The organism is Methanosarcina sp. 2.H.A.1B.4 (genome assembly GCF_000979385.1).
GTDB lineage: Archaea > Halobacteriota > Methanosarcinia > Methanosarcinales > Methanosarcinaceae > Methanosarcina.
In genome coordinates this window covers 62618-86478 of sequence record NZ_JJOV01000082.1, presented here as the reverse complement: position 1 = coordinate 86478, position 23861 = coordinate 62618, and the positions used below count along the sequence as shown (strand labels likewise).

Genomic DNA, 23861 nt, shown 5'->3' with positions numbered 1-23861 from the left:
TTAGAATGGTAATAGTACCATTGCTGCTTCCATTGCCCACTTAATGAAGGGTTCGGGCCAGAGACCCATTGCCAGTACACCGGCCACTGCAACAAGAAGAGAGGCTGCGTATGGGAAAGGAATGCTGACCTTTTTACCTTCGGGGGGAAGGAAGTACATGTATTTCACAAGCCTTGCGTAGTAGAACAGTGAAAGGGCACTGTTCAGGATTGCAATCACTGCAAGCCAGGTCATGCCTGCCTCAATGGTTGAGGAGAAGAGCACGAACTTGGCCATGAAGCCGGCAGTTGGGGGGATACCTGCAAGGGCAAAGACGAAGATCGTCATGGAAAGGGCTGCCAGAGGCATTCTCTTCCCAAGGCCCCTGAAGCTGTCAAGATGATCGGGGATATCGAGGTTTCCTCTCTTTTCCGAGGTTACCATCCAGACAACTACTCCGGCTGCGATAAAAGCTCCTGCTTTCATAAAAGCATGGGCAAGGGCGTACATGATACCGCCTGTAAGAGCCACCGGGGTCATTACCGCAAAAGCCATTGCAATGTATCCTGCCTGTGCCAGGGAGGAGTAGGCGAGCATGCGTTTTACGCTGGTCTGAGCAACTGCGACCACGTTTCCGAAGGTCATTGTTACCACTGCCAGGATTGTGAAAGCAAGCTGCCAGTCAGGCTGGAGGGCTGCAAGAGCCACAATGAAAATCCTGAAGGCTGCCACAAATCCCATCTTCTTGGACCCGGCTGCAAGCAGGGCGGAAACAACTGAAGGGGACCCCTGATAGGTATCCGGAGCCCACATATGGAAGGGCACCAGAGCCATCTTGAAGCCGAAACCTGCAATCAGCAGCACGACTGCAACAAGCCCTATAGGGTTTTGTGTCAGGAGGCCGGAGTTTGCAGCAATAATTGGGATGCTGGTAGTGCCGGTTGCCCCGTAGACAAAGGAAATCCCGAAGAGCATGAGCGCTGCAGAAACCGAGCCGATCACGAAGTACTTCATGGCTCCTTCGAGGGACCTTGCGTTCTGCTTTTCAAAGCCTGCAAGCGCATAGGTTGCAAGACTTGCCAGTTCAAAGGCACAGAAGAGCACTATCAGGTCGTTTGCCGATGCTACAAACATCATTCCGACGGTTGCAAAGAGCATCAAGGTGTAGAACTCTTCTGTGTGCTCGCTGTTTTCAGTGTACTTGATTGAGGCAAGCGAAACAATCAGAGCAACTGCCAGGAAGACCAGTTTGAAAAACTGGGAGAGGGCATCGATACTCAGAGTTTCTGAGAAAATCGAATATCCAACCTGGAAGTCTTCCATCCTCAGAAGCCCGAAGCTTTTAACCGTCAGGACAAGGGCTGCAAGGATTCCCAGGGTTGCCAGGTAACCCAGTACATTCTTAGACCTGGGGGACAGGAAGACTCCGGCCATAAGTACGGCCAGGCCGGTTGCAACTAATACAATTTCAGGTGCAAGATACATTAATTCTTCCATTTCTTACACCCCCAGGACAGCCGCAAGGCTGACTATTGCTTCCGAATTCTTAATCATCATATCAAGCACCGGGCTCGGGTTCAGGCCGAAATAGAGCACCAGAAGGGCAAGAGCTGCCATTGAAAAGACCTGCAGGGAATTTATGTCCCTGACATCCCCGAGCTTCTCATTATACACTCCGAACATTGCCCTCTGCATTGCCCAGAGGTGGTAACCTGCAGTAATCACTATTGCCAGCAGGGCAAATAAGACAAAGCCAGGCAGGTTCACGAAAGTGAAGGTCAGGACCAGGAACTCGGCAATAAAGCCTGTTAGCCCCGGAAGGCCAAGGGATGCCATAAACCCGACCATCATAACCACAGTGAGCATTGGCATCTTCTTTGCAAGCCCTCCGAGGTCGTTAATGATCCTTGTGCCTGTGGTGGCCTGGATTGCACCGGCAGACATGAACAGGATGCTCATGATAAGCCCGTGGGAAAACTGCTGGAACATGGCGCCTGAAACCGAAAGGGTAACAAGGCCGGCTGAACCCAGGGTAACAAATCCCATGTGGCTCAAACTGGAGTAAGCGATCATGCGCTTGAGGTCTTTCTGCCGCAGAGCCAGAAGAGCCCCGTAGACTATGCTGAAAGAACCGAGCAGGCCCAGCATCATGATCATCAGCTTGGGATTACCAGTGTTCGGGAGCATAGGGAGTGAAATCCTGAAAAGCCCGTACCCTCCGATTTTGAGCAGGATAAAGAGTACACTGCCTGCAGTGGGAGCCTCGGCATATGCATCCGGAAGCCACGAGTGGAAGGGGAAAGTCGGCATCTTTGCCAGGAACCCGAAGAGGATTGCAAGGAATATTCCATCTTTCATCAGGCCGGGTTCGAAGAACTGGAACTGTGCGATCAGTTCTCTTATATCAAATGTAGGAACGCCTGTCTGATGCAGGGCTGCGTAAAAGAGCCCGAAGATTCCGAGCAGCATCACTAGAGATGCAACATGCGTGTAGATAAAGAACTTGTAGGACGCATGAGCCCGCTTTTCTCCACCCCAGATATTTACAATGAAGAAGAGTGGCACCAGGGTAAGTTCCCAGAATATATAGAAGACTACAAAGTCAAGGGCTACGAAGACGCCTATGACTGCGGCCTGCATGGTAAGGATCAGCCCGTAGAACCTGTTAGGGGCTTCCCGATCTTCTTTCCAGCTATAGAGGATCATAAGCGGGATAACGAGCGCATTCAGGAGGATAAGAGGCATGGAAATGCCGTCAATTCCAACTGAATAGTTGACCCCGAGGAAGGGAATCCACTTCACAGATTCATAGAACTGCATTGCAGCAGTACTGCTGTCAAAGTTCAGATAGGCGTAAAGGGTAAGGCCCAGAGTCGCAAGCGACCCGACAAAGCCCAATCCTGCAGCCTGGTCTTTTGTTTTTGTGAAAAAGGTCACGACTGCGAAAATCAGCGGCACCAGAATCAACAACGATGCGACCGGCAGCATCAGAGTACCTCCATTATCAATTTAACGAGTATTATTAGCAGGCTCACACCTGCAATTATGACGGTTGCATAGGTCTGGACAACCCCTGTCTGAACCTTCCGGAGTTCTTCACCTATACCAACCGTGAGAATTCCTATTCCTTCCACAATGCTGTCAACGATCACATCAACTACCTGCGTGAGGAAAGCAATAACGCCGTAAACTATTCCGATTGAGAAAAACTCGGTATAGATTTCGTGCTGGTAGTAACGCTTGTAGAGCAGCTTGTAAATCGGGTTCTTCATGGAAGCAAGAGGCCCGAGTTTCACTGCTCTGAGGTAATAGATCACGAAAGCAATTGCAAGGCCTGCAAGGGCGACTATTAACGGGAGCCACAGAATAAAGAGAGGCTCGTGTCCTGCTGCCTCTACAAGCTCGTTTCCGCCTATGCCGGCAAGGCTTCCTATGTCAAGGTTTACGAAACTGTTGGCAAAGGTCTCTTCAAGGAACTTCATGAACCCGGTATGGGTCAGTGCGCCGAAAACAAGGGCAAAGAGTGCCAGAATGGAAAGAGGAATGGTCATAATGGCAGGGGACTCGTGCCCGTGATAGTTGCTTCTCGGCTTCCCTGTAAAGGTCATGAAGATCAGCCTGAAGATGTAGAGGGATGTCAGGAAGGCAGCAGCAATTGAGAATATGTACGGGATCCAGTTGTTGCTGTGTTCTCCGAAGAGGTATGCAGCTTCAATAATTGCATCCTTTGAAATGAAGCCGCTTGTCCCTATTGAGGTCCCGGGGATACCGAAACCTGCCAGTGCAAGAGCTGCAATTGTCATGGTGGCAGCAGTAATTGGCATTACCTTTCCTACGCCTCCGAGTTCCCTCATATCCTGGGTGCCGACTGCATGGATTACACTGCCTGCACAGAGGAAAAGGAGAGCCTTAAAGAAAGCATGGTTGATCAGGTGGAAAAGGGATATACCAACTGCTTCAAGCCCTATTGCCGAACCGAGACCAAGACCCAGCATCATGTATCCGAGCTGGCTGATGGTTGAGAACGCAAGTACACGCTTGAGGTCGTTCATTACAATGCCCATTGTGCCTGCAAAGAGGGCTGTAAAGCCTCCAAAGTAAGCGACTACCATAAGGGAGTCAGGAGCTGCAATAAACATCGGGAAGGTCCTTGCGACCAGATAAACACCGGCAGTAACCATTGTTGCTGCATGGATGAGAGCTGAGACGGTTGTTGGGCCTTCCATTGCGTCAGGCAACCACACATGGAGGGGGAACTGCCCGGACTTTCCTACTGCTCCACCGAAGAAGAGCAGAGTGATAATAGTAAGGTGGCTTATTTCAAAGCCGAAAATGTTTGCCTGCAGAGCCGAAAGCTGGGGGATATAACTGAAGATTTCATCAAAACGAAGCAGGTAAACTCCGTCCTGGAACCCGCCTGCAACCTTAAGAAGATCGGAAGTGAGCACGATTATTCCTGTAAGGAACATTACGTCTCCGATCCTGGTTGTAAGGAAAGCTTTCTTGGCTGCGGCTGCAGCTGAGGGTTTTTCGAACCAGAAACCGATCAGGAGATAGGAACAAAGCCCGACAAGTTCCCAGGAAACAAAGAGCTGCACAATGTTGTCCGAGAGGATCAGGGAAAGCATTGCCGCGGTGAAAAGGGCGGTTTCTGCAAAATACCTGGCCTTTCCGGCATCATGGGACATGTAGCTAACTGCGTAGATATGGATCAGCAGGCTCACGAAGGTGACCATTGACAGCATGACTGCAGCCAGGGGGTCAATTAACACTCCGAGATTGAGCACTGCAAACCAGGAATAGGACTGGCTTACGACTTCTTCGGGGTTTGCCAGCAGCCCGAGGGTAATCGCAAAAGAGATTACGAAGGAGGCAGCAATGGCAAGGATGGGAACGATTGCCCCTCCCGAAGGCATTTTCTTGCCAAAGAAGAAGGTGATCGCAAAAGCCAGTGCCGGAAGCAGGGGGATCAAAAATGCAAATTCTTCCAGAGCCGTTTTTACCACCTCAGGATGTTAAGCTCATCAAGATTAATTTTTTCGTGCATTCTGTAGATTGCCATGAAAATCGCAAACCCGACTGCTGCTTCAGCAGCTGCAAGGGCAATCGAGAATATAGCAAAGACCTGCCCGTTAAGGGTGTCCGTATAGCTTGAAAAAGCCACAAGGTTCAGGTTTGCGGAGTTCAGCATGAGCTCTATACACATGATCATCCTGATACCGCTTTTATGCGTCATTACGCCATAAAGCCCGATTGAAAAGAGCAGGGCTGCAAGGCCTAAATAAAATGTTAAGGGAATAGCAGTCATCTGTTGCCCTCCCCTTTTGCCATGTAGATTGCTCCTATAAGGGATGCGAGCAGGACAATTGACAGGACCTCGAAAGGCACTACATACTGGGTAAAGATCAACATACCTATGCCCTCGATATTGCTCGGGTCAGCCGGATTCTCAGGGAGTTCCGAAACCGTATTCCAGGAAGTCCCAAAAACTCCTGTAACAACAACAGCAACAAAGAGCAGGACTACGAGAAGAGCCGGGAGTCTGTTAATTCGCACCGGACCCACCTCCCAGTTCGCGCTTTGTCAGCATAACTGCAAAGAGGATCAGCACTCCGATTGCCCCGATATAGACCAGCACCTGGACAACTCCCAGGAACTGAGCGTTTAAGAGGATATAACACGCTGCAATGCCGAACATGCACATGATCAGGGAAAGCCCGGCTCTTACAACGTCCTTTGCAATAACAACAAAGATTGCAAAGAAGACTGTGACAACCGCAAGAAGCCCGAAGGCAGCCATTTCCAGAGCTGCTCCGATAGTTTCAATTCCGATCATTTTTCATCACCTTCATCGATATTTACTTCCCTTGCGAGTTTGTCAGGAGTCATGAGCAGGTCTTTATGAGTCCATTTCACCATGCCTTTGGCGTATTCTTTCCCGCTGGAAAGAGCACCTTTGGGGCACTGGTCAATGCAGAGCCCGCAGAAGAGGCAGTGGCCTATGTCGATTTCAGGGAACCACCTCTGTTTGCCGCTGCCAGGGGTAACCGGGGCTTTAATGATCTTAATCGCGCTGTTAGGGCAGGTGTTGGCACAGATTCCACAGCCAATGCATTTGCTTTTGTCGAGGATCTGAAGCCCTCTGAACCTGTCGGAGAGCGGAGTTTCCACTTCCGGGCACAGCCTGGTTACGCGTTCTTTAGGGATGTTTTTAAGCGCATATCTGATGTTTTTAAGAACCATACTCTTAAGCCCCCAGATATAGTCCAAGGCCCACTGCCCAGACAAGGTTCAAAAGGGATAGAGGGAAGAGTTTCTTCCAGCTAAGGTCTACTACCTGATCGATCCTGTACCTTGGGACAGCCCATCTCATTCCGATGATCGTCATCAGCACAAGCACGGTTTTAAGAAGCAGGAAACCTGTGGGGACAATAAGGCCAAGTACCGGGTTGTTTGAGACAAAAGCCGGCACGTTCCAGCCGCCAAGGAAGAGGAGTGCAACAAGGAAGGAACCGAGGATCATATGGATATACTCAGCAAAGAAACCGAGACCGAAACGCATTCCACTGTATTCGGTAATCCATCCTGCGACCAGTTCTTCTTCAGACTCGTTCTGGTCGAAAGGAAGCCTCCCCATATCAGCCATAAGTGCAATAAAGAAAACAATGAATCCGAGCGGCTGCAGGAAGATATTCCAGAGAAGCCCCTGGGCGCTGGCAATTTCCACTATGTTCAGGGAACCTGTCATTATACCAACACTGACAACAGTGATCCCAAGGGGCACTTCATACCCGACCATACGGGCAAAGTTCCTGAAAGCTCCGAGAAGGGAATACTTGTTGTTAGAACCATAGGCAATCATGAAGATCCCGAAAATGGTAAGTGCAGACATTGCCTCGATATAAAGAATACTGATATCCATCTCGGTTACAGCCAGAGGGTACTCGACCCCGTTGATGAAGACTGCACCTACCGGGATTGCGACAAGCATCAGGAAAACCGAGCTCATCATGAAGATCGTGGCGTTGTCAAAGAGCATGCGGTCAGCATTCTTCGGCCTCAGGTCTTCTTTCGTAAAGAGCTTAATAGCGTCAGCCACCAGCTGCAGGAGCCCGAACTTACCTACTCTTGAAGGCCCGTACCTGAACTGGATGTCGGCTGAGAGTTTACGCTCAATCCAGACAGCACCCATTGCTCCAAGGAAGATGGCTCCCACAAGAGACAGGCCCACAAGCCCGCGGATCCAGGGGATAAAGGGAATTATTAATTCAGGGATTTCTATCATTACAATCACCTGTCCGCTTCACTGGTGCAGCCGTCCATACTGCCTGAAATCGCTGCAACGTCTGCAACTGTTGTGCCCTTGATCAATGGAGGCAGAGCCTGAAGGGTCGGGAAGTAAGGTCCTCTGACTTTTACCCTGTATGGCTTGTCTGTGCCGTCGGAGATCATGTACATGCCCATCTCGCCTCTTGGGTCTTCGACTCTGTGGAACACCTCACCTGCAGGAACTCTCATTACAGGAGTCCTTCTGCCGTAAGGGGTCCCTTCAGGGAATAGAGGGCCATTGGGGATCTGGTCAAGGCACTGTTCAAGGATGTAGATACTTTCCCGCATTTCGTTAAGCCTGACCTGCACCCTTGCAAAACAGTCGCCTGCAGTTTCCGTGCAGACCTTGAAGTCGAGGTCTTTATACACAAGGTAGGGTTCATTCTTCCGGATATCGAAAGGAACACCCGTTGCCCGCAGAGCAGGCCCGGAAACCCCGAAGCTCTTTGCAACGTCTGCAGTCAGGACTCCGACTCCTATGGTCCTTTCCCTGTAAATTCTGTCCGAGTAGAACATTCCCTCGTAATCTTCAATAACTTTCTTGAGGTTGTTCAGGATCGGGAGAGCTTTTTCCTTGAACCCGGCTGGCAGGTCGTCGCGTACCCCTCCGAATTTAAGGTAGCTGTGAGTGACCCTTGCCCCGGTGACCATATCAATAAGGCCTACAACTTCTTCCCTTTCCTTAATCGTATACATGAACATGGACACGAAGCCGATGAACTCCCCGAACTCTCCCAGACCAAGCAGGTGACTCTGGAGCCTGGAGAGTTCTTCTAAAATAACCCTTATATACTGTGCTCTCTCCGGCGGTTCGATTCCTAACAGCTTTTCGGCGCAGCCCACAAAACATTCTTCGTTTGTCAGGGCTACAAGGTAACAGATCCTGTCAACTATCGTGATTCCCTGAAGGTAGGTCTTGTTCTCCAGGATTTTTTCAATGCCTTTGTGAATATAACCCAGTTCCACTTCAGCATCCATCACAGTTTCCCCTTTCAACCTCAGGTTTAACCTGAAAGGTCCGGGCTGCATGGGATGCTGGGGGCCCAGGTGTACGATCATTTCATTTGGTTCAAGCATTTCTTCCATTTTTCACCCCTCACACCAGGTTTCTTGCGGTCTTATTCGGGAAACCCTCGTAGTCTTTTCGAAGAGGCCACTCACCCAGCATATCTTCGGGGAGCACAAGAGGCTTCAGATTAGGGTGGTTTTTAAACATAATCCCGAAAAGTTCGTAGGTCTCTCTCTCATACCAGTTTGCATTCCAGTATACCGGTACAATAGACTCGATTTCCGGAGTATTCCTGGGCAGCCTCGCTTTCAGCATCAGAACTACAGGATGGTCATATGAAGCTATATGATACACCGCTTCCAGCTCGTTCCTCGGAGGGTAATCCACTCCGCAAACGGAACAGAGGTGGTCGAACTGAAGGGAGTCCTTAAGGTACTGGCAGACTTCTTTTGCTTTTTCCTTATCCACATATGCCCGGATACGGATCGGAGATTCGATCCCGGCTTCGGAAATTGCCTCCGGAAATTTGCCGGTTAATGATTCTATGATTGTTCTGGCATCCATTGTATTCCCTCAAATAAGCCTGAAATCTCCTCAGTATTCCGTTCCCAGGTCTTTTTTGGCTGTTATCTTTTCCTGCAGTTCCACAAATCCCTGGATCAGGGCTTCGGGTCTTGGAGGACATCCGGGAATGAAGACATCGATAGGAAAGAGCTCATCGATATTCTGCACCGTGCTGTAGGACTCATAAAAGGGACCGCCGCTGATCGAACAGTCTCCCATGCAGAGAACCCATTTAGGAGCAGGCATCTGTTCCCAGAGCCTCTTCAGGGCCGGCAGGTATTTTTTTGTCACATAACCACTGATGATCATGACATCCGCATGCCTTGGGGAGTTCCTGGGAATGATCCCGAAGCGGTCAGTATCATAGTGGGCACAGCCCGTAGCGATCATTTCCACACCACAGCAGCCCATTGGCTGGGTCATGAACCAGAGCGAGTTTTTCCGCCCCCAGTTGATAAGATCCTGAGCCTTGGTTTTCTTAAGGAATTTGTGGATTGCACTGGTGGTTGTTGTGATTACGCCGGGGATTTCTTCCGGAGTTTCTTTTGAGTAATTCGTTTTTTTCTCCTTCACTTCACCCATGTAAGGGCCTCCTTCTTCCAGAGATAAACGTATCCGAAGAGCAGTATGAAGATAAATGCAAACATCTCAATTACTGCAATTGAGGTAATCCCATGCCCCTTATAGACTGTAGCCCATGGGTAAAGGAAAAGGACCTCAATATCAAAGAGAACAAAAGCAATTGCATAGAGATAATACTCGACATTGAACTGGATCCTGGCAGTTCCTATAGGAACGGAACCTGATTCGTATGTCGTGTATTTGCTGGCTGCCTTGCTCCTCGGACTCAGTTGCTTTACGATAAACATTGTCATGGGCGGCATGACCAGTCCCACGGCAAGAAATATTGCAACCGGTATATAGCTATCAATTATTCCAGACATTGTATCACCTATCAAAGTGCAGCAATCTGAAACTGCAGTTCCGCATGATCATAATTTTATATTTATAAAGATGAGCGGACAAAAAAACTATATCCGGATTCCCAGGTTATTTAGAAAAACCATAATGATCCGAATACAGGTCCTGTAGGGAATGCCCGTATCCGGGTACCCCCTCTTCCGAATAGGGCCCTTTGAATACAGACACCTGACTGCCGGGCTCTGAAAAAATTATTTTTTTCCTTGCCCTATTTTAGGTAATAAATTACCGAAAGTCAGGGGAAACCCTTCTTCCGGTGGCATGGATTCAATTGCCGTGAAAGTAGTATTATTAATAATTAAGATTCCAGGTAGCTATGCTAGTTCTGCAAATGAATCAGGGGTTATTTATAGCTATTTGCTAGATAATTAATATTATATAAATATTAAGTCTAAATAATTAAAACTCTGTTTTTAAAATATACATATGTTGAAATAAATCAGAGGAAAAGCCTTGACCTGCTGACGAAATTATATATACAACATAAATATGTTATTATCTTTGAACCGCCACAAAATTTTGTGAATAATTTAATATAATGACAACATTTTCTCCGGAAATGGCAAGGAATTATATATATCAGCTAATTATTTTAGTTCCCATTAAAAACCCTCTGAATATAGTATAAATAATAATGATAAATCCCGAGGATAAAAGGCTCTTGAGGCAACCTTTAAAATAAAAATAATAAGGAACTGAAAGTGCTGAAAATTTCCTGCTTAAGTGCGGGAGAGACGGCACTCAATTCCCTTCAAATATGCAGATCAAGGGCATCATATAGAAAAGAGTGATCAAAAGATTCGATTGTCGTCAAAAAAATATAACACTTATCAAAAAAATACTAGAGCGGTTAGAAAAAAAACAATAACTATCATACCATGTGGCATATCAGAAAGGTCATAGTAGCTATATGCAATGGTGTACTGTCATGTGCGTTTACTATTCCCCGGGGATGTATCCATTAAAAGGCAGTACAACAGTTACTCACATCCCTTTGTGCTATACTTCAGTACAATCCCTTAGTAATATATGTACACTTGTACCTGCCTGAACTCAAAATAATCTAAATATTGATGAGGAAAACGGGTCTTCTTGACCATTTGACAGCGTTCTTTGAAGCCATATTATGTTCTGAAAGGGATAAATCCATAGTGCGCTACCGATTACATATTACAACAAGCACATTATCATCAGGGAAGTCCGCTTTCCATTGACCCTGAGAAACTAATATGAGCAAAACGCTATACCAACACATTATAATAAGTCTTTTCACGATAGAAAAGCTGGTGGATCGCATGAAGATAAACGATAATTGTGTAGGATGCGGCCAGTGCGCTTCTTTTTGCAAAAAAGGAGCAATAGAAGTAAGGGGAAGAGCACGAGCTACCGATGCCTGCGTAGAATGTGGGATGTGCATCCCCTACTGCCCTGTAAAAGCCATCGAGGTACCGGCATGAAAACGATTGTAATCGGTGCAGGCCTTGGAGGGCTCTTAAGCGCTGCCAGGCTCTCTAAAGCAGGGCATGAGGTTGAAGTTTTTGAAAGGCTTCCTATTACAGGAGGCAGGTTTACCAATCTTAATTATAAAGGGTTCCAGCTCTCAAGCGGAGCTTTCCATATGCTTCCGCACGGACCAGGGGGCCCACTTGCCCGGCTTCTCGGGGAGATCGGAGCTGAAGTGAGGGTAGTGCGGTCAGAACAGACCACTATACGCGTTCCTCTGAACCAGGGAAAACCCAATTATGCAGAAGGCTTCAAGGACATCTCTTTTATCGAATTTCCATCACTACTTTCGCATAAGGACCGCCTGAAAATTGCTTTTTTGATCGTGAGCACAAGGAAAAATCGCCCTTCAGGAGTCACTCTCGAGGCCTGGATAAAAACTCAGGTTAAGGGCGAATGGCTGGTAAGGTTTGCCGACTCTTTCTGTGGCTGGGCACTGAGCCTGAAAAGCAATGAGGTCCCTGTAGAGGAGATTTTTGAGATAATTGAAAATATGTACCGGTTCGGAGGTACAGGCATCCCGGCAGGAGGGTGTAAAGGAATTATTGACGCCCTTGAAGCCGTGATTCTGGAAAATGGTGGGAAAATATATACCGAGCAGGAAGTTTCAAAAATCCTGGTTGAAAAAGGAAAAGCTGCAGGGGTGATTTCTGAAAGCAAGAAACATGAAGCTGACCTTGTTATCAGTAATCTGGGGCATGCTGCAACCGCTTTGCTCTGCAGCGAAGCCCTCTCAGGAGAAGTGAATGCAGGTTACCTTAAAATGCTTGAGACCATTCAGCCATCTGCAGGCATAAAGATTTGCCTTGCCGCGGATGAGCCTCTGGTCGGGCACTCCGGAGTCCTGCTAACCCCCTATACAAGGCGTATAAATGGGGTCAATGAGGTTACTCAGGCTGACCCGAACCTGGCACCTCCGGGGAAACACCTTACTATGTGTCATCAGTATGTGGCCCCTGAGAACATAAAGAACCTCGACTCCGAAATTGAGATGGGACTTGCGGACCTCAAAGAACTGTTTCCCGGCAAAAAATACGAAGTTCTTCTTATCCAGTCCTACCATGACAGCTGGCCCGTAAACAGGGCAGCCTCAGGTACGGACCCTGGCAATGAGACCCCGATTCCTGGGCTCTACGTCGTAGGGGACGGAGCCAAAGGAAAAGGAGGCATAGAAGTCGAAGGAGTAGCCCTCGGTGTGGCTGCAACCATGAAAAAAATCCTCGGCTAAACCCAGAGAAAAAAAAACAAAACTCAGCAGGTGTTTTACCATTCCACCGGAAAACCCTCCTTTCGTAACCTACTCTAAAAACGTATTCATCCCAGTAACCAACATCTGCAGGAACCACTGCGGCTACTGCGGCTTTAAGCGGGAACCCGGACAACCCGGCGCCCGGCTGATGAAGCCTGAAGAGGTAGTCCCGATTCTTGAAAAAGGAGCAAAGGCAGGGTGCACTGAAGCCCTCTTCACCTTTGGGGAGTATGCAGAAGAGGTACCTGGGTACAGGGAATGGCTTGAAGAGCTTGGATATTCTTCAACCCTGGAATACCTTGTTTTTCTTTGTGAAACCGCAATCGATATAGGGATTCTCCCTCACACGAACGCGGGGATTATGACACGTTCCGAACTGGAAGTCCTCAAGCCCTTAAATGCGAGCATGGGGCTGATGCTTGAGACTACGGCAATTCTGGAAGCCCATAAAGACTGCCCCGGCAAGGTTCCGGAACGCAGGCTTGAGACTATCCGGGAAGCCGGGAAGCTCAACATTCCCTATACAACCGGCCTCCTTGTAGGGATCGGAGAGAGCAGGGATGACAGAATAAAGTCTCTAGAAGCCATCGCAGGTCTGCACAGGGAGTACGGGCACATTCAGGAAGTCATTATCCAGAACTTTTCCCCAAAAGCCGGGACACTCATGGAAAACTTCCCTGAACCTGCAGTGGAAGAGATGATGGATACCGTAGCCCTTGCCAGGCAGATCCTGCCGCGCGATGTGGCAGTACAGGTCGCCCCAAACCTCATTGATCCAAAAGCCCTGATAGTAAAAGGGGTAACGGACCTGGGAGGGATATCACCCCTGACCATTGACTGGATCAATCCTGAGGCCGAATGGCCGGATGTAAAGGACCTGCAGGAAAAGCTCGGGGCCATCCCGCTCAGAGAACGCCTCCCCATCTACCCGCAGTACGTGGAAAAAAGGTGGTACTCGGACAGGATCGGAGAGCTTATAGAGAGGCTCTCGGACGGGGAAGGTTACAGGAAGTTGCCCGAAAAAAGGCACGCGAAGGAGTCTGAAAAATGAACAGTAAAATTCCTGAAGACCTCATAGAACGCGCATACCAGGGGAAGAGCACAAAAGAAGATGCTCTCCTGCTCCTGGAAACACCCCCTTTTGAACTATTCAAGTTTGCAGACGAACTTCGCTCTCTTGCAGTAGGGGACACAGTAACTTACGTCGTGAACAGGAACATAAATTTCACAAGCCGCTGTGTGGGGACCTGCGGATTTTGCGCATTCAGGACAAACGATGGCAAGGTCCTGAGCATCGAAGAAATTATGGAAAAGGTAAGAGAGGCAGAAAAGGCCAATGCCACTGAAGTCTGCATCCAGGGAGGACTGCTTCCCGACGTGGGCCTCGACTTTTACCAGGGGATTGCCGAAGCCATAAAAGCCGAATTTCCGGAAATGCATATTCACTCTTTTTCGCCAATGGAAGTCTACCATGCCTCCCACATCAGCGGGGTTACGGTAAGTGAAGCCTTAAGAAGGCTCAAAAGAAGCGGGCTTGACACCATGCCGGGCACTGCCGCCGAAATCCTCTCTGATAGGGTGAGGAAAATAATCTGCCCTTTGAAAATCAAGACAGGAGAATGGGTCGACGTGGTCAGGCAGGCGCATGCTGCGGGAATTCCAACCACTGCAACCATGATGTACGGGCACGTGGAAACCCCGGAGGAAAGGATAGACCACATGCTGATCATAAGGGAAATCCAGAAAGAAACCGGAGGAATTACCGAATTTGTGCCCCTGCCTTTTATGCCTTACAACAACCCTGTAGGGGAGAAAATGATCAGGGAAGGCAAATATGCCACTCCGGGCCTGGAAGACCTGAAAATCTATGCAGTCTCACGAATTCTCTTTCACGGGCACGTGGACAATATCCAGGCAAGTTGGGTGAAACTCGGGAAAAAATTTGCCCAGTTTGCCCTCCACTGTGGAGTCAACGACCTTGGCGGAACCCTTATGGAAGAAAGTATCTCCAAATCCGCAGGGTCCTGCCACGGGGAAATGATCACGCCCGAAGAACTGGATTGGATGATCCACGGAGCCGGCAGGGTCCCTAAAGAGAGGACTACCCTGTACAGGGAAGTGCATGAGCTGGCTTCCGGGAACTCCCGAAGAATGTCAAAGTGCGGAGCTTCCGAATAAACCAGATGCCCATTACCCTACTTCGGTAGTGGGGAACGATTATTTAATTCCCATTACAATAATAAAAAAACTAATTAAATAAATAGCAGGGCTGGAGTTGACGCATTCCTTCCCCACCTACCTCCTTCGGAGTCGAGGAAGGGTATCCTGCTTAAAAGAGATGAAATCTGAAAGGAACGATAGGGATGTACACGAAAAAACCGGCAACCCCTGAGGCTGTCATTGAGAGAGCACATCAGGGAAAATGCACTAAAGAAGACGCCCTTCTCCTGCTTGAAGGAAACCCATTTGAGCTTTTTGAGCTTGCAAATGAACTTCGAGCCAATGCGGTAGGCGACATTGTCAGTTATGTTGTAAACAGAAATATCTACATCACAAACAAATGTATCGGAAACTGCGGGTTCTGTGCCTACAGGACCGAGACAGGTTATATACTGAGTGTGGAAGAAATCCTGAAAAAAACAGAAGATGCAAGAGCAGCCGGAGCCGTGGAGATCTGCATCCAGGGAGGGTACACCCCGGAAGCTGATATGGAGTTCTACCTGGAAATTATAGAGTCCATAAAATCCAGTTTCCCTGATATCTGCGTCCACGCCCTGTCCCCGATGGAAGTAAATTACGCAGCAGGAATTTCCGGCATGTCCGTAGAAGAAGCGATGCGTAAACTTAAAAAAAGCGGGCTCGACTCTCTTACCGGAACCTCGGCAGAGATTCTTTCCGACAGGGTGAGGAAAATTATCTGCCCTGGAAAAATCAATACCCAGCAATGGATCGATACGGTAACTACGGCACACAGAGCAGGGATTTCCACCAATTCAACCATCATGTACGGACACGTGGAAACCCTGGAAGAGCGCCTTGACCATGTCTTTACTATCCGCAAAATCCAGCAGGAAACCGGCGGGTTTTCGGAACTCATCCCTATGTCTTTTTTACCTTACAACAACCCTGTAGGGGAAAAGATGCTCGCATCCGGAAAGTTCTCAAGCACAGGGCTTGAAGACCTGCAACTTATTGCCATTTCTCGCGTGATCCTGCACACCCATATAAACAACATCCAGGCCACCTGGGTAAAGCTCGGGAAAAAACTTGCCCAGTTTGCCCTGCAGTGCGGTGCAAACGACCTTGGAGGCACACTTATGGAAGACCAGATCTCGACAGCATCCGGCGGCAACTACGGAGAATACGTGTCTCCTGCGGAGTTTGAATGGATGATAAAAGGTGCCGGAAGAATTCCCATGCAGAGGGACACCCTGTACCGGAAAGCAGAACCCAGGTTTCCTTACCGGGAAGGCGTACTGCCTAATTGTGGAAGAGCTGGAATAGGCAGCAGGGAATAAGGAAAAAAGAATCAGGAAAAAAGTATCAGAAAAAAAGAATCAGGAAATTATAAAAAGAGTAATAGTTGCAGGAGTCCAGATGAGAGCCGTCATCCCCTATAAGAAAAGCGGGGCAAAATCCCGATTATCCCCTGTCCTGAGCCTGGAAGAAAGGGAAGAGTTTGTAGAACTTATGTTAAACCAGGTAATAGATTCTCTCAAGGAAGCCGGAATTGAAAAAATCGACGTTCTCAGCCCTTCGGCCTACGGACTTGAGGGCATGACAAAAGCGAGAGTTCTGCTGGACGAAAAAGACCTGAATGAAGCCCTTAACAGGTACCTCGAAGAGGCAGAAGAGCCCGTCCTGATTGTTATGGCTGACCTGCCTTTACTCTCCCCGGACCATATAAAAGGGATAACTTCAACTAAAAAGGATATATGCATCGTCCCCGGAAAAGGCGGAGGTACGAATGCCCTGTTTATAAAGAACCCTTCCAGATACAGGGTAAAGTATTACGGCTCGAGTTTTCTAACCCACTGTTCGATTGCAACCGATTCCGGGCAAAATTATGAAATATATGACTCCTTCCTTGCAGGCACGGATATCGATGAGCCCGAAGACCTGGTGGAACTTCTCGTCCATGGGAAAGGAACTGCAAAAGACTACATTAATCGAAAATTCAAGTTAGAGGTCAGCCGGGGAAGGGTTGGACTGGTCCCTCTTTGAGCCCAATAAGTTAAATGGAAGGACATGGAAGAGTTTTACATCTGTTTCTAACTTTTATTCTTCCATGTTTTAATTTAGTTCTCCCATGTTTTAATTTAGTTCTCCCATGTTTTCCCTTCCATTGTTCATCTCTTCGCCCGGGATTTGTGAAGGAATTATTATATAAGATTGTATAATAGATCCAAAAATTTTAAATAGATAGTATTCACAGTGTGCTATGAATAAAAAACCAAAAAATTCATTGATATTATTGGTTTTTAATTCTTGAACAGATAAGCTCAAATTTGCCTGAATATAGCAAAATCCAGGAAGGCAGTTCACAAAATAGGTGAGCCTGTGAGATCTTTTACAGATGAAGAAAGAGAGATCATAAAACGAAAAATAATTGACCGAGGGAAGGACTGTTTTGCCAGATACGGGATTAAGAAAACAGGCATTGAGGACCTTACCGAGGGTTTGGGAATTGCAAAGAGTTCTTTTTATTCATTTTTTAACAGCAAAGAAGATCTCTTTCTGCAGATATTTAAGGAAGAGCAGGAAGCTTTAAAGGATAGCATACTTGAAAATTCCTTCCTGAAGTATAGGACGGAACCCGATAAAGCTATCAGGGCTTATCTCAGGCATGTGTTGCAGATAGTAGATAACCACCCGATCTGGAAAAAAATTTTCATTGAAAACGAGCACCTTGAACTGACAATTTCCCGGTTCTCCGAGGAAGAAATACAAAATATTCGTAGAGATAACGTGGCAATAATTCTGCCTTTTTTTGAAGAGTGGGCGACGAATGGGCTTCTTATCGATAAACCTGCCAGAATTCTTGCAGAAACTACTCAAGCGGTCCTTTTCCTTATACACTTCAAAAAAGAAATTATAGATGATGATTTCTCAGAAATTATGGACATCTTAATTGACCTGCTGGCAAACAACATCGTAAAAAAAGGAGATAGAGCTCCAGGCAGGAGTTTGAGGGAATAAAAGCCTCCTGTTAAAATATAAATAAATAAATAAATAAATAAATAAGTAAATAAAACTCTTCGTGCAAGGTCAAAAATAAAATTTATGGAGATAACTATAAATAATTTTATACTAAAGCGATCGCATCAAATGGTGCTTTCGGAACATAGTTCACATACTAAAAAGTGTGCAATGGGCAACATAATAAAAAACACATAAAAAAGTAACTGAAAGAGAAGTATATTACTGAGCACGTCGGCACGGTAGCCAATAACTTTAAAGTAGATAAATACAATAATGTGGAAACTGATTCAAAAAATAAATTATATTTAAAGGATAAACCTGAATTCGAATATTACCTTTCTCAAAAAGAAACTCAAGTAATAAAGAATAGACATTGAGCCGAAAAAAGATTAATTAACAGAATATAATTTCCGGAAGCATTGTAATCAAAAAAGAGATATTCAGGAATTCAGGAATTATATTAAAGTCATTAGTTTAAATGATGTAGAATTATATTGGCGAGCCTTTCTATTCACGCCATATATTTGCAAGAGACGACATCTGCTGGTTAAATATCATGATTTACCTTTAAAAGTTACAGGTGAGCTGGTGAGCATCAACATAAACAGATATAAATGTGGATACTGTGGGGCCTGTGTAGGAGTTTGCCCTAAGGGAGCACTCGAACTTGTAGAAACCTGGATTGAAGTAGATGAAAGTATCTGTATCGTATGCGGGATATGTGATCGTATCTGTCCTGTGGGAGCAATCGAGGTAAAGAAATGAAGGCCACATATGATGTTCTGGTAATCGGAGCCGGTCCTGCAGGTTCCATTGCTGCAAAAACAGCAGCTGAAAAAGGGCTTGATGTACTGTTAATTGAAAAACGCCAGGAAATAGGTGATCCTGTACGCTGTGCCGAGGGTGTGAACAAAGAGTATCTTAAAAAACATGTGAAGATCGACAAGCGGTGGATCTGCGCTGACCTTAAAGGCTCCTGTATTCACTCCCCTGACGGTACCAGGATAGAGATGGCTGAGGAAATCTCCGGAGGAGAAGTCGGCTACGTACTTGAGAGAAAGGTCTTTGACCGCGCCCTTGCGGACCTGGCTGCAAAAGCCGGGGCTGAAGTCAGGGTAAAGACAAGAGCTACAGGGCTTATCATTGAAAACGACTTCGTAAAAGGAGCCAGACTCATGCATCTCGGGAAAGAGTATGAGGTGCGTGCCAAAATAGTAATAGGAGCTGACGGAGTCGAATCGAAGGTAGGCAGGTGGGCAGGGATTGACACAGCCCTGAAACCTGTAGATATCGAGACCTGTGCCCAGTACCTGATAGCAGGTGCAGACATAGACCAGGAATACTGCGAATTTTATGTAGGAAACGACATTGCACCCGGCGGCTATGTCTGGATCTTCCCTAAAGGGGAAGGCAAAGCCAACGTGGGAGTCGGACTTCTCGGGAGCAAGACCGGAAAATTCAAGCCCAGACCTGTCGATTACCTCAATAATTTTGTGGAGAAAAAGTTCCCCAATGCCAGTATAGTAGAAATGGTCTTCGGAGGAGTCCCGGTATCCGGCAGCATCGAGAAGACTTCAACTAACGGGTTGATGCTTATAGGAGACGCCGCACGCCAGTCAGACCCGATCACAGGTGGAGGGATCCTCAACGCCATGGACGCAGGTAAGATGGCTGGAGAAGCTGCTTACACAGCCATATCCGCAGGAGATGTCTCACTGGGAAAGCTTGAAGAGGTCTATGAGAAAAGGTGGAGAGCCACGATAGGGCACGATATCGATATGAGCCTCATCGTAAAGAACTGCTTTATCAACCTTAACGACGAGGACCTTGACTCTCTTGCCCATTCGTTAAAAGACGTAAAATTCGAGAGAATGAGCCTCCTTGACCTGCTACAGGCTCTCTTCAAAGCCAATAAAAAACTGCTCTGGGACCTTCGCGTGCTTTTCAAGGATGCAGCAAAAGAAGTGATAAAGAACAAAACGTAATGCCTGAAAAACAGGCATTTTTACTTCTCCCGAGTTTCGCTTCCCGAATTACGATTCGGGATCTCAGGAAATAGGAGATTTCCTGGGAGTTGCACTGCAAGTGCAACAGTACGCAGTCCTTTTCGCTGCGCTCAAGAGGACTAAATTTCAGATATTTCTGATCTGTACAATGTCATTCGCTGTTTTAAGCCGTTTTTGTCACGCTCGACGCAGGAGAGTGGTCTTACAAAGAAAAAACGAAAAAATAGGTAGAATTTTACTGATAAACCTGTGTTTTCCATGTCTCTTTATATTTATTCTTATTTATTCTTATTTATTCTTTTTTGATAGACTGCCAGACAGGCTGGCAGATGCATTTTGGAACCGGGAATTGAAAACCGACTTTCAAGGTATAAGGAAGTGTTTATTTGGCGGGCATGTCAGCTACAACCCTGTGAGACGCAGGGAGAAAATACCAAAGTATGGCATTTTCGGACATTTTAATGATATCAACCGACTGAACGGGGACTGCCATCCTACTGATACTCAATTAATTTTTCCTTCCAGGTTTTACTTGAAGCTGAAAAAATTTTACTAAAAAATCACTTGTTCCAGAACTCCGGCGTAAAGAGCACGATTACGGTGTATACTTCAAGCCTCCCAATCCACATGTTTGCAATCAGGATTAATTTTCCGAGAGGGGGGATCGGGTCAAAAGTGCCCATCGGCCCTACCACATTCAGGCCCGGACCGATGTTCCCGAGAGTGGCTATGGAAGCAGTAACTGAAGTTATGATATCCATACCCAGGACCGAGAGGATAAGGGCGCTTGAGATAAAAATCAGGAGATAGATCACTACAAAGGAGAAAATAGAGTTTATAACCTCATCTGATACGTTTTTATTGTTGAATTTTAAACTTCTTATGGCTCTCGGATGAAGGGACTTGAAAAGTTCCACTCTCCCATGCCTGAGGAGCATGAGGATACGCACAACCTTTATGCCACCGCCTGTAGAGCCAGCACAACCGCCAATGAACATAACAAGGAGAAGAACCATCTTTCCCGATTCGGACCAGAGGTTAAAGTCCGTTGTGGCAAACCCGGTAGTTGTCATGATGGAAACTACCTGAAAGATCGAAAGCCTGAAAGAGTCAAAAAGACCTGTACCAAGGTCGCGATATAGAAGAAGAGTCAAAAGCCCGGTTGCTGCAAGGGTGAGGGCTGTATAGAAGCGGAATTCATCGTCTTTAAGAAGGAAGTCCTTGTCAACATAAATTGCCCTGTAATGAAGAGCAAAGTTTGCACCTGCGACGAACATGAAGAAAGTTATTATGAATTCGACCAGAGGGCTGTGAAAAGCTTCAACGCTCGCTCCATAAGGCGAAAATCCTCCGCAAGCCATTGTGGTAAACGTATGAGTAACTGCATCGTATAGTGAAAGACCTGCAAGCAGGAGAGCAACAACCTGCACGAATGAAATTACAAAGTAGACCATCCACAGGATCTTTGCAGTTTCCCTTATTCTTGGTTTTAGCTTATCTTCCGTTGGACCTGGGGCTTCAGCCCGGAAAAGTTGGCGACCGGCAACTCCGAGTTTTGGCAGGATAGCAATGAAGAGCACAATAATGCCCATACCGCCCAGCCACTGCATCATACACCGCCAGAAGAGAATGCCTTTAGGATGGCTTTCTATATCAGTAAGGATTGTCGAACCTGTGGTGGTAAAGGCCGACATGGATTCAAAAAGGGAATTGAGGGGAGAAATTCCGTCCAGCATGAAAGGAATTGCCCCGAAAACCGCAGCAGCAAGCCAGCCCAGAGCAACAATTGCAAAGCCTTCTTTGCGCATCCAGTCTTCATCGGTTTTGTAGGAAAGCAGGATTAAGCCGGTAAGGACGGTTATCACTATAGAAACAAGAAAAGGCGTCAGACTTTCCCCGTAATAGTATGCTACTCCGAGAGGAACAACCATTAGCATCCCGAGAAGCCGGAGTAAACCGCCAAGCACATAAAAAACAATCTTAAAATTCATGCATATCCTCTGTTTTTGCAGCTTATGACTCTTTTAATGTATTCATATTTATTGAACGAAGCGTAAAAACCCCAGGTTTAACCTGTGGAATATAAGCAATAACTTCTACAATACTCGTTTCGTTATCTTTTTACTTGATATACATCGAAACCAATATAATACTAAGTACTGGTTACGAGAACCGGGTAGCCAATGCAATATCTGTTCACCTTCAGGCTCACCAGGTCATGGGAAATACACCATTTCTAGCTTGAAACTATATAAAGCCGAAACAAGCGACGGAGCAGGACATAGTAGGGCAGGAACTGCCCGAATTGACGCCTTTGGAGACTTCGGAAGGTAGTCTAGGAATTAGGAAACCCGTTAAATCTTTAGATTTAGCGGGAAGTTCACTGCTTACGAGAAAGAAGGGAGAAAACTCCTATGCTTTAGCCAGGAGTAGTTCACCGAAACAACTTCTCAACATGCGGGACAGCGGAAGAAAGAGCAAAAACGATGACTCTATCCCCTTCCCGGATGATAAACTCCCCTTTGGGGATAACGACATCATCATTGTGGACCACCATGGTGATGATTGCACCTTTTGGAAACTTGACCTTGTTGAGCGGTTTTCCGACGATTTTTGACTGCCCTGATGCCGTATATTCGATAATTTCGGCTTTTTCTCCCTCAAGAGTTGCAAGAGCTTCTATGCCTTTTCCCATAGTAAGTTTGAGGACTTCGTTTACGGTTGCTGCTCTTGGGCTTACTGCAATGTCGATTCCCACCATCTCGAAAAGAGGCACATAGTCCGAGCGGTCAGCTCTTGCAATCACTTTTTTGGCGCCCATTTGCTTTGCAAGAAGGGCACATAGAAGGTTCTTTTCGTCGCTGTCCGTAACTGCAACAACAACATCCATGTCCTCGATACTTTCTTCCCTGAGAAGGCTGACATCAGTGCCGTCCCCATTGAGTATAAGAGCATTTTCCAGCACCTCGGCCACTTCTATGCAGCGGCTTTTCCGGTACTCAATAACCTTGAGATCCGCGTTTTCATCCTTATCGATAATCTTGGCAAGGTAGAAACCCACAATTCCGCAGCCAATAAGGAGAATTCTGTTTCTGTGGGGCACTTCGTTCCCGAAAACGCTCTCAAGATCTTCCATGGCTCTGGGCTTGCCAATGATCACCATGTGATCGTTTTTTTTGATAATATCGTCCCCACGAGGGATGATTATTTCGTTTTCCCGGAAAATCGCACTGACAATGCAGCAGTCTTCAAGCTTGAGGTCCTGCATATACTTTCCTACATACCTGTTGTCAGGACGGATGGCAAATTCCATCATCTGAACTTTGCCTCCGGCAAACATTTCCGCATCTATTGCAGAAGGGTTTGAAAGCACCTCGGCAACCTCTGAGGCGAGCGCGAGTTCAGGACAGATCATAACGTCCACGCCCACCTGAGCTCTGGAAGTAACAGGTACATCTATGTAGTCAGGGTTGCTAACCCTGGCAATAGTCTTTGTTTCTCTCCAGCCTGCATGGGATTTAAGGATCAGCTTTGCGGTCATACAGGCGACGATATTAACTTCATCGACCCCGGTAACAGCAACGAGAATATCCGCATCAGGAAGAATACTTGCAAGAACATCGGCGTTTGCGCCGTTCCCTTCCACGACCTGAACATCCAGCTCATCCGCCCGTCTCAGGGCGTCCTCATCGTTCTCGATAACAACCACATCGTGTGTGAGGGAAAGAAACTTTGCGATATGATATCCAACTTCACCTGCGCCGATTACCACTGCTTTCATAAGATTCCCTCGAAGAAAAGACTGTTTGCAAATAGATTATCCTGCTTGCTTAAGTAGTCTTTGGAAAAAAGAAAACGTAAATGGGCGGATTTCTAAGAAATAGTTAGTATAATGAACGTCCTCTCCCTAACCCCCACGCCTGAAGGCTCAAAGATTTGAGGAAGGGGACTTCCCGCTTTCGAGTAAAAACTTATGATACGTGGGAAAAAACAGAAGCCAGAACAAATTTAGAGGCAACTGTTTTTGAGCCTGTGAAAA

General features: G+C 46.9%; 23 protein-coding genes. 9 read left to right on the top strand and 14 right to left on the bottom strand.

The window, feature by feature from the left end; genetic code table 11:
• Genes fpoN through fpoA form a run of 12 tightly spaced genes read right to left on the bottom strand, consistent with a single transcriptional unit; the run spans position 1 to position 9840 of the window.
• Positions 1-1476: a F(420)H(2) dehydrogenase subunit N gene (gene fpoN, locus EO92_RS13630; protein WP_048172391.1), complete on the bottom strand. Its 1476-nt coding sequence runs from the start codon at positions 1474-1476 to the stop codon at positions 1-3.
• 3 nt (positions 1477-1479) lie between these two features.
• Complete coding sequence (gene fpoM / locus EO92_RS13625; RefSeq protein ID WP_048172389.1) at positions 1480-2967, bottom strand: F(420)H(2) dehydrogenase subunit M; 1488 nt, start codon at positions 2965-2967, stop codon at positions 1480-1482.
• Positions 2967-4985, bottom strand: coding sequence for a F420H2 dehydrogenase subunit FpoL (gene fpoL, locus EO92_RS13620; RefSeq protein WP_048172387.1), 2019 nt, complete (start codon positions 4983-4985; stop codon positions 2967-2969). The genes fpoM and fpoL overlap by 1 nt, the downstream gene beginning before the upstream one ends.
• Positions 4979-5287: a F420H2 dehydrogenase subunit FpoK gene (gene fpoK / locus EO92_RS13615; RefSeq protein WP_048132999.1), complete on the bottom strand. Its 309-nt coding sequence runs from the start codon at positions 5285-5287 to the stop codon at positions 4979-4981. The genes fpoL and fpoK overlap by 7 nt, the downstream gene beginning before the upstream one ends.
• A complete protein-coding gene (gene fpoJ, locus EO92_RS18840; protein ID WP_048133001.1) occupies positions 5284-5535 on the bottom strand; it encodes a F420H2 dehydrogenase subunit FpoJ in 252 nt (83 codons plus the stop codon). Before fpoJ ends, fpoK begins: the two co-directional genes overlap by 4 nt.
• Positions 5525-5815, bottom strand: coding sequence for an NADH-quinone oxidoreductase subunit J (locus EO92_RS18835; RefSeq protein WP_048172384.1), 291 nt, complete (start codon positions 5813-5815; stop codon positions 5525-5527). Before EO92_RS18835 ends, fpoJ begins: the two co-directional genes overlap by 11 nt.
• Positions 5812-6222: a F420H2 dehydrogenase subunit FpoI gene (gene fpoI / locus EO92_RS13600; RefSeq protein ID WP_048172382.1), complete on the bottom strand. Its 411-nt coding sequence runs from the start codon at positions 6220-6222 to the stop codon at positions 5812-5814. The genes EO92_RS18835 and fpoI overlap by 4 nt, the downstream gene beginning before the upstream one ends.
• Before the next feature lie 4 nt (positions 6223-6226).
• Positions 6227-7264 (bottom strand): F420H2 dehydrogenase subunit FpoH, encoded by a 1038-nt coding sequence (fpoH, locus tag EO92_RS13595; protein ID WP_048172379.1) that lies wholly within the window; start codon positions 7262-7264, stop codon positions 6227-6229.
• Between the two features lie 5 nt (positions 7265-7269).
• Positions 7270-8394, bottom strand: a complete 1125-nt coding sequence (gene fpoD, locus EO92_RS13590) for a F420H2 dehydrogenase subunit FpoD (RefSeq protein WP_048133013.1) — start codon at positions 8392-8394, stop codon at positions 7270-7272.
• Between the two features lie 10 nt (positions 8395-8404).
• On the bottom strand, positions 8405-8881 hold the full coding sequence (gene fpoC / locus EO92_RS13585) for a F420H2 dehydrogenase subunit FpoC (RefSeq protein ID WP_048137242.1): 477 nt from the start codon (positions 8879-8881) through the stop codon (positions 8405-8407).
• 30 nt (positions 8882-8911) lie between these two features.
• The gene (gene fpoB / locus EO92_RS13580; RefSeq protein ID WP_048133018.1) at positions 8912-9463 is read right to left on the bottom strand and encodes a F(420)H(2) dehydrogenase subunit B; all 552 of its coding nucleotides are present in this window, start codon (positions 9461-9463) and stop codon (positions 8912-8914) included.
• Complete coding sequence (gene fpoA / locus EO92_RS13575; protein WP_235283336.1) at positions 9451-9840, bottom strand: F420H2 dehydrogenase subunit FpoA; 390 nt, start codon at positions 9838-9840, stop codon at positions 9451-9453. Before fpoA ends, fpoB begins: the two co-directional genes overlap by 13 nt.
• Before the next feature lie 1317 nt (positions 9841-11157).
• Here fpoA and EO92_RS13570 point away from each other — a divergent pair.
• The 9 genes from EO92_RS13570 to EO92_RS13530 all read left to right on the top strand — a co-directional run bounded on the left by EO92_RS13570 (position 11158) and on the right by EO92_RS13530 (position 19801).
• Positions 11158-11319, top strand: coding sequence for a 4Fe-4S binding protein (locus EO92_RS13570; RefSeq protein ID WP_048133022.1), 162 nt, complete (start codon positions 11158-11160; stop codon positions 11317-11319).
• Positions 11316-12593 carry an NAD(P)/FAD-dependent oxidoreductase gene (locus EO92_RS13565; RefSeq protein WP_048172375.1) on the top strand — a complete coding sequence of 426 codons (1278 nt, stop codon included), beginning with the start codon at positions 11316-11318 and terminating at the stop codon, positions 12591-12593. The genes EO92_RS13570 and EO92_RS13565 overlap by 4 nt, the downstream gene beginning before the upstream one ends.
• 40 nt (positions 12594-12633) lie before the next feature.
• Positions 12634-13665: a 7,8-didemethyl-8-hydroxy-5-deazariboflavin synthase CofG gene (cofG, locus tag EO92_RS13560; RefSeq protein WP_048172372.1), complete on the top strand. Its 1032-nt coding sequence runs from the start codon at positions 12634-12636 to the stop codon at positions 13663-13665.
• On the top strand, positions 13662-14792 hold the full coding sequence (cofH, locus tag EO92_RS13555) for a 5-amino-6-(D-ribitylamino)uracil--L-tyrosine 4-hydroxyphenyl transferase CofH (RefSeq protein WP_048172370.1): 1131 nt from the start codon (positions 13662-13664) through the stop codon (positions 14790-14792). Before cofG ends, cofH (EO92_RS13555) begins: the two co-directional genes overlap by 4 nt.
• A gap of 185 nt (positions 14793-14977) precedes the next feature.
• On the top strand, positions 14978-16132 hold the full coding sequence (gene cofH / locus EO92_RS13550; protein ID WP_048172368.1) for a 7,8-didemethyl-8-hydroxy-5-deazariboflavin synthase subunit CofH: 1155 nt from the start codon (positions 14978-14980) through the stop codon (positions 16130-16132).
• Positions 16133-16211: 79 nt separating this feature from the next.
• Positions 16212-16838, top strand: a complete 627-nt coding sequence (gene cofC, locus EO92_RS13545) for a 2-phospho-L-lactate guanylyltransferase (RefSeq protein ID WP_048172366.1) — start codon at positions 16212-16214, stop codon at positions 16836-16838.
• Positions 16839-17174: 336 nt separating this feature from the next.
• A complete protein-coding gene (locus tag EO92_RS13540; protein WP_048172363.1) occupies positions 17175-17813 on the top strand; it encodes a TetR/AcrR family transcriptional regulator in 639 nt (212 codons plus the stop codon).
• Between the two features lie 591 nt (positions 17814-18404).
• Positions 18405-18581 (top strand): 4Fe-4S binding protein, encoded by a 177-nt coding sequence (locus EO92_RS13535; RefSeq protein WP_048139011.1) that lies wholly within the window; start codon positions 18405-18407, stop codon positions 18579-18581.
• On the top strand, positions 18578-19801 hold the full coding sequence (locus EO92_RS13530) for a digeranylgeranylglycerophospholipid reductase (protein WP_048172361.1): 1224 nt from the start codon (positions 18578-18580) through the stop codon (positions 19799-19801). Before EO92_RS13535 ends, EO92_RS13530 begins: the two co-directional genes overlap by 4 nt.
• Positions 19802-20382: 581 nt before the next feature.
• Here EO92_RS13530 and EO92_RS13520 read toward each other — a convergent pair.
• Complete coding sequence (locus tag EO92_RS13520) at positions 20383-21813, bottom strand: TrkH family potassium uptake protein (protein WP_048172357.1); 1431 nt, start codon at positions 21811-21813, stop codon at positions 20383-20385.
• A 443-nt stretch (positions 21814-22256) separates the two neighbouring features.
• Positions 22257-23603, bottom strand: coding sequence for a Trk system potassium transporter TrkA (trkA, locus tag EO92_RS13515; RefSeq protein WP_048172355.1), 1347 nt, complete (start codon positions 23601-23603; stop codon positions 22257-22259).
• Positions 23604-23861: the final 258 nt, after the last annotated feature.